Below are 14,097 nucleotides of genomic sequence, written 5' to 3' on the forward strand. Positions count from 1 at the left end.
GCACGCTGCTGCTTTTGTGGGCAGGTTATATACAAGATAAAATGAGAATACAGCAGTCCTGCATTGCAGGGCTGCAAAAACACCAACAGCATGGAAAAGCTCTTCCGGAAAAATTTGCCGGCCGTATGTAAAACGGCACTGATTGCCTTCACCTTATCTGCCGCCTGCAAACAATCAGCACCACCTGCTGACTACAGCGGCTGGAAGACCTATGCCGGCTCCAGGGATGGTGCCAGGTATTCATCCAACAACCAAATTAACACACAGAATGTAACACAACTGCAGGTTGCCTGGACGTACAGCACCAACGACAAAGACACCGGTAACCATAGCCAGAACCAATGCAACCCTATTATGGTAGATGGTGTGCTGTACGGCACATCTCCCAGGTTAAAACTGTTTGCGCTGGATGCCGCCACCGGGCAGCAGCGATGGTTGTTTGACCCCGCCGATGAAGATACCAGTGCCCGTAAAGACCCCTATGCTTTTTTTAAGGTTAGCCGCGGTGTAATATACTGGCAGGATGATGCCGGCAAAGACAAACGCATCATTTACAGCGTGGGCAATAAAACCTATGCTATCAGTGCCGTTGATGGTAAGCCGGTACGAAGTTTTGGAAAGAACGGCTATATTGACCTTGCCGAAAACCTTGACAGGGACGCCGGCAGTTTTAACCCGTTTATTGCCAACACAACACCGGGTGTTGTTTTTAAAAATCTACTGATAACGGGCATGCGTGTGGCAGAATCGGCAGATGCTGCCCCCGGCTCAGTACGTGCTTTTGATATTGTAACAGGCCAGCGAAAATGGATATTCCACACCATACCACACCCCGGCGAAAAAGGTTACGAAACCTGGCCCGACAAAGAGGCCTGGAAAAAGCTGGGGGGTGCCAATAGCTGGGCCGGTATGTCGCTGGATGAAAACAGGGGCATTGTATATGTGCCCACAGGCTCTGTTGGCGGCGATTTTTACGGAAGCTTTCGAAAAGGCCAAAACCTTTATGCCAACTCGCTGCTGGCATTGGATGCCGCTACCGGCAAATACCTCTGGCATTTCCAGGTGGTGCACCACGACCTGTGGGACCGCGACCTGGCTGCCAACCCCAACCTCGTTACCCTGCACAAAGACGGCAAGGAGATAGATGCTGTGGCGCAGATAACCAAGCACGGTTATATATTCCTGTTTGACAGAACCAACGGCCAACCCATTTTTCCGATAGAAGAGAAGCCTGTGTCAACGGAAGCACTGCCCGGTGAAGAAGCCTGGCCAACCCAACCTATACCTACCTTGCCTGAACCTTTTGCCCGGCAAAAAATAAGTGCCGAAGATGTTACCGACCGTACACCGGAAGTACATAAAGACATGCTGGATAAATTCAACATGGTAAAACACCAGGCCATGTTTACACCACCCGGTAAAGACGGTAGCTGGATATTTCCCGGTTTTGACGGTGGAGGCGAATGGGGTGGCGCCGCGGTTGACCCTGAATCCGGTATCATGTATGTTAACAGTAGCGAACTGCCCTGGTCGCTTACCATGATAGACGCGGTGCATGGCGATAACTCCCTTAGGGGCCTGGGCCAAACTGTGTATGGCAGGTATTGCATCAGTTGCCACGGACCTGAGCTAAAGGGTAACGGCAGTTCTTTTCCATCGCTGGTTAACCTGGAAAAGAAGTACAATGAGCAGCAGGCCTGGAAGGTTATTTCCAATGGAAAGAATATGATGCCCGCCTTTAAACAAATACCCGACAACGAAAAGAATGCCCTGCTCACTTTTTTGTTAAACCTTCCGGAAAAAGAACCGGCTGCTGATAACCGTAGTGCAGGGCCCGTGAAAGAACCGGCTTCGCAGACAACAGCCGTGGCCTCAAACATTCTGGATGAAGTAGAATACAACATGACCGGCTACAACCGTTTTTTAGACCCCGATGGTTACCCCGGAATCAAACCACCCTGGGGTACATTAAACGCCGTTGACCTGAACAACGGAAAGCTTTTATGGAAAGTACCCCTTGGGGAGTATGAAGAGTTGAAGAAACAGGGCATGCCTGCTACCGGCACAGAAAACTATGGCGGCCCGGTAGTAACCAAAGGCGGCGTGGTGTTTATCGCTGCCTCCAAAGATGCCAAAATACGGGCTTTTGATAAAGTAACAGGCAAAGTGTTGTGGGAGGCACAACTGCCGGTGCCGGGTTATGCAACACCGGCTACCTATGTTGTTAATGGCAAACAATACGTAGTGATAGCCTGCGGCGGGGGTAAGATAGGCAGCAAATCCGGCGACCAGTATATAGCGTTTGCCCTGCCGGATGCGAAGTAGGGTATCTAACACGTCCTTACATGTCTTACGTGGCTAAAGAAAAGAGTTCACTGTAAAGGTTAACAGATCAGCGGCTCATGTATTCTAACATGTCCTTGCATGTCTTATGTGGCTAAAAGAAAAGAGTTCACTGAAAAGGTTAACAGATCAGCGGCTAATGTATTCTAACATGTCCTTACATGTCTTACGTGGCTAAAAGGAACAAAGTTCATTGTAAAGATCAGCACATCATCGGCTGATGTATTCTAACATGTCCTTACATGTCTTATGTAGCTAAAAGAAAAGAGTTCATTGTAAAGGTTAACAGATCAGCGGCTGATGTATTCTAACATGTCCTTACATGTCTTACATGGTTAAAGAAGAGAGTTCACTGTAAAGGTTAACAGATCATCGGCTGATGTATTCTAACATGTCCTTACATGTCTTACGTGGTTAAAGAAAAGAGTTCACTGAAAAGGTTAACAGATCATCGGCTGATGTATTCTAACATGTCCTTACATGTCTTACATGGTTTAAAAGAAAAGAGTTCACTGTAAAGGTTAACAGATCATCGGCTAATGTATTCTAACATGTCCTTACATGTCTTATGTGGCTAAAAGAAAAGAGTTCATTGTAAAGGTTAACAGATCATCGGCTGATGTATTCTAACATGTCCTTACATGTCTTACATGGTTTAAAACAATTGCTCACCAAATAAATCAAGACTGCTATGTACAAAAGGAGAAAATTTCTACAAAATTCCGGCGCACTGGTGCTGGGCGGTTTAGCGCTTTCCCAAAACGCGAAAGCATTCTTTCTGCCGCAGGCTGCGCATCCGGTAGGTTTGCAGCTATACACTTTGTTCAATATCATTGATAATGATGTGCAGGGTAATTTAAAGAAAGTGGCTGATATTGGGTTTAAAGAAGTAGAATCAGCCTTCAGTAAAAAAGGCGGCTATTATGGCATGAAGCCAAAAGAATTTGCTGATTATGTAGCCGGCCTGGGCATGTCGTGGAAATCTCACCACGTACTGGGGGCTCCCTTTAAACTGCCCGCCAACGCCAAACCGCCCACCGGGCCGGACGGAAAGCCTATTGAAATTCCGCCCATGCGCAACCTGAAGGAAAACATGCAGCAACTGGTAGATGAAGCGGCGGAAGGCGGAGTGCCTTACCTGGTATGCGCCATGTCGCCCACCGGCACCACAGAAGAAATAAAGAGCACTGTTGATGTGCTGAACAAAACCGGTGAAGCCTGTAAAAAAGCGGGTATCAGCTTTGCTTATCACAATCACGATATGGAATTTAAAGAGGTGGATGGCAAAAAGCCTTACGACATCATGCTTGCGGATACAGGTGCGGATACCGTAAAAATGGAGCTGGACCTTTGCTGGGTTACCAAAGCAGGTGTTGACCCTGTTGAACTGTTTAATAAAAACCCGGGCCGTTTTCCCTTGTGGCATGTTAAAGACATCGATAAAGCTATGACAGGGCCGCAACCAGTAGGCACCGGAATAATAGATTTTAAACGCATTTTCGCCAATGCCGCCACCGCAGGCATGCAGCATTTTTTTATAGAGCACGATATGCCGGCCGATCCCTTTGCCAGCATTACCACCAGCTACGGCAACATTCAAAAAATATTGCAAGCGTAATAAGCGCAGATGTTATAAGCCCCGGCAAGAAACGCCGGGGCTTTTTTTGAGGGTATGCTATACCCACATCCCCACTGTACATCCCACACGAACACCTTACATAAAAAAGCGCTTCCGCCTTCGTAGTTTGTGGTGGACGATAGAATGTGCCAGCGTCGTCGCCACTAACATTGAACAAAAAACATTAAACACTTAACCCCTTGCTCTAACAACAATAAATACGTTTGATGTATATTAGAAGCGGCATAGCAAGTAAACAAATAACTTATGAGCAACACAACTTTCCAGGAAAGCCTCCATAACTTTTTCACAGCCGAAGAAGAGATACCCCAGGAATTCAGGATTGAAGAGATACACCAGCGGGAATACCTGAGCAATGGTGAACTGAAACCCTGGGATGGCCCGGTGAGCAAAGTGTATTCTCCCATACTTGTACCAGGACAGGAAGGCTGGGAGCGTAAAATGATTGGTACTTACCCCATAGGTACGGTTAAAGAAGCTATGGATGCGCTGGACGCGGCCATTGCTGCCTACGACAATGGCCGTGGCGAATGGCCTACCATGAGTGTTAGCGGCCGCATTAAGTGCATGGAAAAATTTGTGTACAAAATGGTTGAGCAACGGGCGCTGGTGGTAAAACTCATTATGTGGGAGATTGGTAAATCCTATGCCGACTCAACAAAGGAATTTGACCGCACCGTTGAATACATCAACAGCACCATAGATGCACTAAAGGATGTGGACAGGCAGTCCAGCCGCTTTGAAATAAAAGATGGGGTAGTGGCGCAAATACGGCGCTCACCACTGGGGGTGGTGTTGTGCATGGGCCCTTTTAATTATCCTTTAAATGAAACCTATACTACGTTAATACCAGCCATCCTTATGGGCAACACCTTGCTGTTTAAACCACCCAAGCATGGTACATTGCTGCACTACCCGTTATTGAACGCGTTTAAGGAAGCTTTCCCCAAAGGTGTGGTGAACACCATTTATGGCCGTGGTGCGGATGTTACACCAGCGCTGATGGAAAGCGGTAAAGTGAATGTGCTGGCATTCATCGGTTCCAGCAAAGTGGCCAACGATTTAAAGAAGCGCCACCCCAAAATAAACAGGTTGCGTGCCGTGTTAAGCCTGGATGCCAAAAACGCAGCCGTTATTACCCCACATGCGGATATAAAGCTGGCCGTTAGCGAAAGCATTCTCGGGGCTCTTTCCTACAACGGGCAGCGGTGCACGGCTTTAAAGATTTTTTTTGTACACAAAGATGTGGCTGATAAATACCTGGAGGAACTGAGCAATACCATTGCGCAAATGAAATTTGGCCTGCCATGGGTAAAAGGTGTGCAGCTAACACCTGTAGCAGAGCCGGGCAAACCCACATACCTGAAGGATTGTATTGATGATGCCATTGCCAACGGCGCAACTGTGGTTAATGAAAATGGCGGTGCATCCAACGCGTCTTTTGTGTACCCGGCGGTGGTGTACCCGGTTAACAGCAAAATGAAGTTATACCGGGAGGAACAGTTTGGGCCGGTAATACCCGTAGTGCCATACAACAACCTGGAAGAAGTGATTGACTACCTCATTGAGTCCCCTCACGGGCAGCAGATAAGCGTGTTCAGCAATGATGCCAAAGAAGTAAGCGAACTGATAGACCCGCTGGTAAACCTGGTAAGCCGGGTAAACATTAACAGCCAAAGCCAGCGTGGCCCGGATGCCTTTCCCTTTACCGGCCGTAAAGACAGTGCTGAAGGCACCTTGTCTGTAACAGATGCCTTGCGGTCATTCTCCATACGTTCGCTGGTTACTACGAAAATGACAGAGACCAACAAACAGTTATTCAACGATATTGTGCGCAACCACGACTCTAATTTTTTGAGTACAGATTTTATATTTTAGGATAACCTGGGCCTGGGGCTGTAAGCTTTAGTAACATTGCTGGTGCTGCAGTCCCGGCTTTTCGCTGCAAGTCCTCACCACCTTCGCTAAGGCTCCGGTGGTTGCGGGCTTTCCGCTTCAATCCGGCAGCCATTCACCGGTAGAAATTCTCTTCAGCTTCCCCGCATTATAGATTGGCTTTTTCATTCGCGATACTTCATGTAAATTCATAGAAGTATTTCGATTGCAGCTTGCTGAATTTTTATTGTATAGCTGTGTTGCTAAAGGTTTCCACAATTTTAAATGGACATTGATAATCCTGTGGTGAATTTTAAAGCATCCATAGCAGGTCACAAAGGTTTATATAGCGAAAAGAAGAATAAGCTAACCCGGAATTGCCGCATAGAATTACCAGACGTACAAGTGAGCAATGTTGCCTGACGAAGCAGCAGCATTGGAAACAACCCAAGCCTCATAGCAGTACTGTCGTCGGCGCCATAACGATTTAGAATATATCTTAGGGATTGTGTACATATCTGGCTTGATAAAAATGACGGGTTATTCCTGTTCTGCCGGCTTTTGAAGGGTATTATTACGGCACAAAAAAAGAGCCGGTAAAAATACCGGCCCTTTACTTACTAACCCATTAAATTCTGCCACTAAATTACAATAATGGGGCACATTACAAAATTATTTTTTGGTCTTGTTGATAACTTTCAGGCCCATTTAGGGCTTAATTTTGAATGCGATTGCAGCATTTTGGCACCTAAGGTTGCTTTGCCATGCCATTCTGGCTATTTTAAATGTCAAATATAACATTTAACTACTTGTTTTTGAATTGGTTACTAATTTGCAATGACAATTTAAAACCATTAAAATGAACTCAATCTTATTAGTTTCCCTGTTGTTTGTAGGCATTAGCATGCTTGTATCAGGGGTATTAAAAAGCCGGTTTAACCAGTATAGCCAAATGCCATTGTTGTCTGGGCTTACGGGTAGGGAAGTGGCTGAGAAAATGCTAAGGGAAAACGGTATTTATGATGTAAAAGTTATATCTGTAGATGGTTTTCTTACAGACCATTATAACCCGCTGGAAAAGACCGTTAACCTTAGCCCGGAAGTGTACAATGGCAACAGTATTGCCTCCGCAGCCATAGCCGCCCACGAATGCGGGCACGCTGTTCAGCATGCAACAGCCTATAGCTGGCTCATGATACGCAGCAGGCTGGTGCCGGTTGTACAGTTCAGCAGCAGCATCATTCAATGGGTACTGCTGGCCGGCATATTGATGATCAACACGTTCCCTGCACTTCTATTGGGTGGTATTGTTCTTTTTGCGCTAACCACCATTTTCTCTGTTGTAACATTGCCTGTGGAATTTGATGCCAGCAACAGGGCGCTTGCCTGGCTGGAAAGAACCAACGTAACCCGTGGCGAAGAGCAAACCAAGGCAAAAGATGCCCTGAAATGGGCCGCACTTACTTATGTTGTTGCTGCACTGGCTTCCATTGCCACCCTGGTACAGTATATAATGATATTCCTCGGAAGCAGGAACAGGAATTAACCGGCTAATAATTAATTAATAATATACCGTTGGGGCACGATACATCGTGCCCCAACGCATTTACACCTGTCAGCCTGCCACAAAACCAATTTTTTCTTTTGCCGATAGGCCTTACATTCGCTGCCCTTTAAAAAGAAACTGTGTAAAACCAGCCTATTATGACAGAATTTTCGCAACCTGTAGCGCTAAAGCTTAACCTGAAAACAACCCAGGTGCAGGCCGTGCTCGATTTATTGGCAGAAGGGGCAACCATACCTTTTATTGCCCGTTACCGTAAAGATAAAACCGGCGCACTTGATGAAGTGCAGATACAGCAGATACAGGATGAGGCCAAACAACTGAAAGAGTTTACCGAACGCAAAGCATTTATAGAAAAAACCATTACCGAGCAAAACAAAATGACGGACGCTTTGCAGGATAAACTGAACAAAGCGGCCACCCTTGCTGAGCTGGAAGATATCTACCTGCCCTACAAGCCCAAACGCAAAACAAAAGCACAAACAGCCCGGGAGAACGGCCTGGAACCACTTGCCATGCTGTTGCTGGAACAAACGGATGCCCCGGTTGCGGAAGAGGCTGCCAGATATGTTACGGAAGCCGTTAAATCCGCCGATGATGCCCTGCAGGGCGCAAGGGATATTATTGCGGAAATAGTAAATGAAGATGCACAGGTACGTTCCAAAATGCGTAAGCTGTTTGAGGATACCGCCACTTTTGAAAGCAAAGTGTTGCCGGAAAAAGAAACCGAAGCGGCCAAGTACAAAGATTACTTTGCGTTTAGTGAGCCGGTTTCCAAAATACCGTCGCACCGTATACTGGCGGTGCTGCGCGGTTTTTTAGAAGGCTACCTGCGCATGGGTATAGCCCCTGTGGAAGAAGAGGCGATGGAGTCTATTGAAAAGTTATATATAAAAGGCATGTCGTCTTCCGGCGAGCATGTTAAAAAAGCCATCAAAGATGCTTACCGCCGCCTTTTACAGCCCAGCCTGGAAACGGAGTTTAGAACAGCGCTTAAGGCAAAGGCGGATGAAGAAGCCATTAATGTATTTGCGGAAAACCTGCGCCAGTTATTATTAAGCTCGCCATTGGGCGGCAAACGGCTGTTGGCGATAGACCCTGGCTACCGTACCGGCTGCAAAATTGTTTGCCTGGATGAAAATGGCGGCCTGCAGAAAACGGGGCTCATTTTTATTCATGAAAACAACCGCATGCACGAAAGCGAGCATAAAATTCGTGAGCTGGTAGCGCAATACAATGTGCAGGCGATAGCAGTAGGGGATGGCACGGCGGGCAGGGAAACAGAGCAGTTTATTAAAAAGCTGCAGTTAAACCTTCCCGTGTTCCTGGTAAATGAGGATGGCGCATCCGTTTATTCCGCCAGTGAAACGGCAAGAGAAGAATTTCCGAACGAAGATATTACGGTGCGTGGCGCGGTAAGCATCGGCCGCAGGCTGATGGACCCGCTGGCCGAGCTGGTGAAGATTGATCCCAAGAGCATTGGCGTTGGCCAGTACCAGCACGATGTAAACCAGTTCAGGCTTAAAGAGCGGCTTGACCAGACTGTTGTAAGCTGCGTAAACGCGGTGGGTGTTAACCTTAATACGGCAAGTAAACATCTGTTGGGTTATGTAAGCGGCATAGGGGCAACCCTTGCTGAAAATATCATTAAACACCGTACCGAAATAGGGCGCTTTACGCATCGTAACCAATTATTGAAAGTGCCGCGGCTGGGCGGTAAGGCATTTGAACAATGCGCAGGGTTTCTGCGCATTAACGGTGGAGAGAATGTGCTGGATGCCAGCGCCGTGCACCCGGAAGCTTACAACCTTGTTGAAAAGATGGCTGCTGATGCCGGTGTTGAAGTGAAAGCTTTAATAGGCAACGAAGCGCTTATTAAACAGGTTGATGCAAAAAAATATATAACAGAGCAGTTTGGCGAACTTACGGTTAGGGATATATTGAACGAGTTGAAAAAACCTGGCCTCGACCCACGCAGCGAACTGGAGCAGTTTGAGTTTGCCGGCATTTATGCCATTGAGGATGTGCAGGTGGGCATGGTAGTACCAGGCGTTGTTACCAATATTACCCGCTTTGGCGCTTTTGTGGATATTGGCGTTAAGCAGGACGGCCTGGTGCACGTGAGCGAAATAGCGCATCAATACATTACAGACCCCAACGAAGTACTGAAACTTAATGACAAAGTGCAGGTTAAAGTGCTGGAGGTTGACATGCCCCGTAAGCGTATTGCCTTATCCATCAAACAAACCCAGGAAGCACCCGCAAAAAGGCCGGGTGGCAACAGGCCACAGCTTGCACGTAAAAACAATGCAGAAAAAGACCTGAGCGCCATGAGTGTTAACGATGCCCTGGCTGCTTTAAAGAAAAAGTTTGGTAAGTAAGTAGTTTTCTTTCCTGTAATAAAAAAGAGATGCTGTATTTATTCTTACAGCATCTCTTTTGCTTTCAGGAGGGCAATTATTTCTTTTTAAAAGTGCTTATTTCGCCGTTCTTGTTAACCTCCAGTATCATGCTCTTATTGTTAATGCCAAGGCCAACATAGTAATGTACACTGTTGTCTGCTTCGTCGGTAAATTCAATGGCTTCGGTAATAGTCCAGCCGCCGTATTCTTTGCTGATGGTTTCAGAGGAACCTGCCGGTAGTTCGCTGAGTTTAATATGCCTGCTTTGGGCTACCATTTCACCTTCTGTAGAGTAGTATACTTCCATGTTTTGGTTGCCGGATGTAAAGCTTATCTTGGTAAGCTGGTCAACAGTTTTTACTGTTACATTGGTGGCTTCAGGAAAGGCCTTGCTGAATGCGTTGGCGCCGGTAAATCCGTAAACTTTGTTACCGTTTGCCATTACGCTGGTTGCTAAACTGATGATGAGAGCTGAAGTGATAAAAAACCTTTTCATAAATGTTGTTTTAAAATTGAGTTAGATAATTTTCGTTTGATGCATAGTATAAGTCCAACGTGGTGCCAAAACGTGCCAGCCGGTATAACTACATGAAAATCATTCTGTTTACAATCTATTAACAACTATATATGTGTCCGGTAATGAAACAAAATCCGTTCACTGCGGACGGTTTTGATACAATTGCGCGGCGTATAAAATCTATTTTGAGAATATTTATTTCAGGGGGTGTCCCCAAGCTGCGCAAGGGGCCGGGCTTTCCGCTCATACTCCGCCACAAAGCCCGGCTGCGAAGGCTTCAGCGGGGTAACCGCTTCAATCCCTCACCCAACAGCCGGTTGCAGGTTACCGGTTGCAGGATGCCGGTCTGTTGAAGTTTAAAAGTCTTATAATTTGTTTGAACGATGAAGTGAAGAAGCTCATTCAACAGTTACCGGTTGCCAGTTGCTGGTTGCCAGTCTGTTGAAGTTTAAAAGGCTTATGATTTGTTTGAATGATACAGTGCAAAAGCTCTTCAATACCCGCTGCTAATAGTAAACTTTAACAAATGAACATGGAACAACCAAAGCCACTATGCTCCACTTTATTTTAATGCTTAACTTGTTGGTAAGTAATACTAATATCAAAACTATTTATGGTAGATGATTTATGGAAGCATGTGAAAACAATTCCGGATGGCGAATACTTTGAAATAAGCGGATTAAACATCTGGAATTGCAAATGGGAAAGTACTGGCGAAAGTGTTGAGGTTAAAGACCCGTTGTATGGGCAAACTCATCGTTTTACCATTTATGAAATTCAAAATGAGCGGCGCAGGATACAATTTGCCGCAGGAGAATTTTCGAATTGCGTATGGGGTATCTATCAAAAAGAATGCAAGTGATTTGCACCACTAAAACAATAAAATGAGCATAGTACAATTCATTAATAGCGGCCCGCATTTGCCGGTACAAAACCTGCGTGCAACACTTGATTATTACCGGGATAAACTGGGCTTTACAGATGAATGGGTCTTTGGTGAAAAAGACGGCGGTATAAGAAGGGACAGCCTGCGGCTTCTTTTTGCCGAAGACCCCGCTTTCGCCAGTAATATCAATAACAGCCGCCACCGGCTGCCGCTGCTATGGTTTGTTGAAAACATAGAGCAGGTATTTGCTGAGTTTAAGCAACGCCAAATTGAATTAGCCGAAGAATTAAGAACACATCCTTACCAGCTTAAGGAATTTGCTTTTATTGATATCAATGGGTATTACATCCGCGTAGCGGAAGCTATTGAACAGGAATAATGCCAACCCTACTTTAATGATGCGCTACACTGGCGATGGCTTCACCCACAAGGCTGTCGCAGTTTATTTTCTTTTAGAAAACCTGGCCGCGAATGCAGCAGCGTCGTGCTGGGTAATCAGTACACAGTCTTTAGTCAGGCGTACATCAATTTCAATCATTTTATAACCACGCTCAATAGCCTGTTGCAAAGCCGGCAGGCCGTTCCGCGTTTATACTGTCCACCACGCCACCACGGTGGGCAATAAGATAGTAAGCAGTTTTATTAACGGTAGTTTGCGCAGCGCTATACCCGGTAATTGCGAGTGCGCAAATGAAAAAAAGCTTTTTTATGCGTTAGCGTGTGGCGGTAAAGTTATGCTTCCCGGGTAAACAAAATATTAATTGCGGGTTATGTGTAGCCATGCATTTCATGCATGGGGCAGAAGAGTGGTTATGGGCCCGGCAGGAGGAGCCACTATGAGGCGTCGTTGCGTCGCACTCGTTAACGCCTTGTTCTCTATTCCCCATAGTACAACAGGCTTTAGTTGTTTAAAGTTTGTTTGTGGCCTGGATAGCTGCCCACTGAAACAAGTGTGAAGATCACACCGGGAATTCGTCTGGGGGTATTAATGGTTTGGCCATTCGGCATAAGGCATATTTCTAAGCTATTTTGCAATAGAAAAATGATGGGGTACACAGCCTGAGAACTGTTTAAATTTAGTTTTGAAGATTTTGCATAAAACCAGAGCCGCCATTATAGCCGAACGATGAAAGGATTGCGACGCAAGAGGCGATGCCATGAAAAACCGCTGCTGGTATCCAAAAGAATTGTCTTTGAAACGACTTCTTATAGTTACAGGGGGGAGATATGGGTACATAAGCATAAATAAAAAAGAAAGCACCAAGTTTGGTTCAGTATCTTCCTAATTGCTTATTCCGATACTTTTCCTAACCCGATGCTTCCGTGGCTTCATTGCCTTTTTACAGGCATTTCCACCTCAAGATGCATTCAATCTTTTTACAGATATTCTGCTCCTCAATTGTACATTGAAGATACGTTTACCTATAGCGGGAATCCAAAAAAATCAACTGTTTGTTTTACACCCGTTACGCACTTTATATGCAGGTTTTACACAGCTAAAAGCAGGTTGTAAAAGAGGTTGTTCAGGCTATTTTAACAAGATAGGGATTACGCCTGCCTTTCTGCACCAGGATGTACTGTTGGTGCAGCAACTTTGATTCGTTAATTATTTCCTGCACACTGTCAACTTTTATCCTGTTAATGCTGATACCCCCATTTTGCAACATCTTTCTTGCTTCGCCTTTACTGGCAAGAATACCCGTTTCGGCCAGGAAACTTACGATATCTATGCCTTCCTTTATTTTAGTGCGTGGAAAATCAAATTTCTCAACGCCTTCCATCCCTTCCAGGTCTTCCACGCTAAGGCTTTCTGCCGGGGCGGTTTTGTTGGCGAATATTTTTTCAGTTGTTTCTGTTGCTTTCAAATACTCATCCTCTCCATGAACAAAAATGGTAATGGCTTTTGCCAGCGTTTTTTGCAGAATGCGCTGAGAAGCATCTTTTTCATGTGCTGTAATCAGCTCATCAATTTCCCCTTTGCCTAAAAAGGTGAAAATCTTAATCCACTTTTTGGCATCTTCATCTGTAGCAGTTAACCAAAACTGGTAAAATTTAAAAGCATGAGTTTTTTCCGGATCAAGCCAAACATTGCCCTGCTCGGTTTTACCGAATTTGCCACCATCGCTTTTGGTAAGCAAAGGGCAGGTAAAGGCAAAGGCTTGTCCGCCTGCTTTACGGCGTATCAATTCTGTACCGGTAGTAATGTTTCCCCACTGGTCGCTGCCGCCCATTTGCAGCTTGCAGTTATGGTGCTGGTACAGCCAGTAAAAGTCGTAACCCTGCATAAGCTGGTAAGCAAACTCAGTATAGCTGATGCCGGTTTCTCCTTCGATCCTTTTTTTCACACTGTCTTTTGCCATCATGTAATTAACGGTAATGTGTTTGCCGGTATCGCGTAAAAAATCAATGAAGGATATGCCTTTAAACCAGTCATAGTTGTTTACCATAACAGCGGCATTGGGTTTGACTGTGTCAAAATCAAGATAGCGGGAAAGCTGTTTTTTGATGCCGTCAAGATTTTTGTTCAACTGTTCTTCGTTCAGCAAATTGCGTTCATCACTTCTGCCGCTCGGGTCGCCAATCATGCCGGTGGCGCCGCCTACCAGTGCAAAAGGCTTGTGGCCAGCCCGTTGCAGGTGCACCAATAGTAATATTGGCACCAGGCTTCCAATATGCAGGCTGTCAGCAGTAGGGTCAAAGCCAATGTAAGCTGCCGTCATTTCTTTGTTTAACTGTTCTTCTGTACCAGGCATTATATCCTGTATCATACCTCTCCAGCGTAACTCTTCAACCAGGTTCATTGCATGAAATTTTGCGCAAAAGTAAGTACTTGGCAGGTATGCTCACAGTGTAAAGCAACTTCTTTTTAAT

Annotated in this window: 10 protein-coding genes; 7 read left to right on the forward strand and 3 right to left on the reverse strand. The window is 45.7% G+C overall.

The annotated features are described in order from the left end of the window. Nucleotides 1-90 precede the first annotated feature (90 nt). The 5 genes from F0364_RS08875 (at nt 91) to F0364_RS08895 (ending at nt 9,802) form a co-directional block, all read left to right on the forward strand. Entirely contained in the window at nt 91-2,325 is a 2,235-nt protein-coding gene (locus tag F0364_RS08875) for an outer membrane protein assembly factor BamB family protein (RefSeq protein WP_153797419.1), read from the forward strand. A 709-nt stretch (nt 2,326-3,034) separates the two neighbouring features. After that, nucleotides 3,035-3,961 (forward strand): sugar phosphate isomerase/epimerase family protein, encoded by a 927-nt coding sequence (locus F0364_RS08880; protein WP_153797420.1) that lies wholly within the window; start codon nt 3,035-3,037, stop codon nt 3,959-3,961. Between the two features lie 267 nt (nt 3,962-4,228). Next, entirely contained in the window at nt 4,229-5,860 is a 1,632-nt protein-coding gene (locus F0364_RS08885; protein WP_153797421.1) for an NADP-dependent glyceraldehyde-3-phosphate dehydrogenase, read from the forward strand. Nucleotides 5,861-6,716: 856 nt separating this feature from the next. Next, on the forward strand, nt 6,717-7,403 hold the full coding sequence (locus F0364_RS08890) for a zinc metallopeptidase (protein ID WP_153797422.1): 687 nt from the start codon (nt 6,717-6,719) through the stop codon (nt 7,401-7,403). A 158-nt stretch (nt 7,404-7,561) separates the two neighbouring features. Beyond that, nucleotides 7,562-9,802, forward strand: coding sequence for a Tex family protein (locus F0364_RS08895; protein ID WP_153797423.1), 2,241 nt, complete (start codon nt 7,562-7,564; stop codon nt 9,800-9,802). 76 nt (nt 9,803-9,878) lie between these two features. Here F0364_RS08895 and F0364_RS08900 read toward each other — a convergent pair whose 3' ends face one another. Further along, nucleotides 9,879-10,319 carry a hypothetical protein gene (locus F0364_RS08900; protein WP_153797424.1) on the reverse strand — a complete coding sequence of 147 codons (441 nt, stop codon included), beginning with the start codon at nt 10,317-10,319 and terminating at the stop codon, nt 9,879-9,881. Nucleotides 10,320-10,953: 634 nt separating this feature from the next. Here F0364_RS08900 and F0364_RS08905 point away from each other — a divergent pair. Both F0364_RS08905 and F0364_RS08910 read left to right on the forward strand, forming a co-directional pair. Beyond that, nucleotides 10,954-11,202, forward strand: coding sequence for a hypothetical protein (locus F0364_RS08905; protein WP_153797425.1), 249 nt, complete (start codon nt 10,954-10,956; stop codon nt 11,200-11,202). Between the two features lie 22 nt (nt 11,203-11,224). Then, on the forward strand, nt 11,225-11,605 hold the full coding sequence (locus tag F0364_RS08910; protein ID WP_153797426.1) for a VOC family protein: 381 nt from the start codon (nt 11,225-11,227) through the stop codon (nt 11,603-11,605). A gap of 63 nt (nt 11,606-11,668) precedes the next feature. Here the strand turns inward: F0364_RS08910 and F0364_RS29425 are convergent, their stop codons facing one another. Then, nucleotides 11,669-11,803, reverse strand: coding sequence for a glycerophosphodiester phosphodiesterase family protein (locus tag F0364_RS29425; protein WP_153797458.1), 135 nt, complete (start codon nt 11,801-11,803; stop codon nt 11,669-11,671). Between the two features lie 946 nt (nt 11,804-12,749). After that, nucleotides 12,750-14,027: a tyrosine--tRNA ligase gene (gene tyrS / locus F0364_RS08920; RefSeq protein ID WP_153797427.1), complete on the reverse strand. Its 1,278-nt coding sequence runs from the start codon at nt 14,025-14,027 to the stop codon at nt 12,750-12,752. Nucleotides 14,028-14,097 lie beyond the last annotated feature (70 nt).

Origin of the sequence: Foetidibacter luteolus, from assembly GCF_009650435.1 — a bacterium.
Taxonomy (GTDB): domain Bacteria; phylum Bacteroidota; class Bacteroidia; order Chitinophagales; family Chitinophagaceae; genus Foetidibacter; species Foetidibacter luteolus.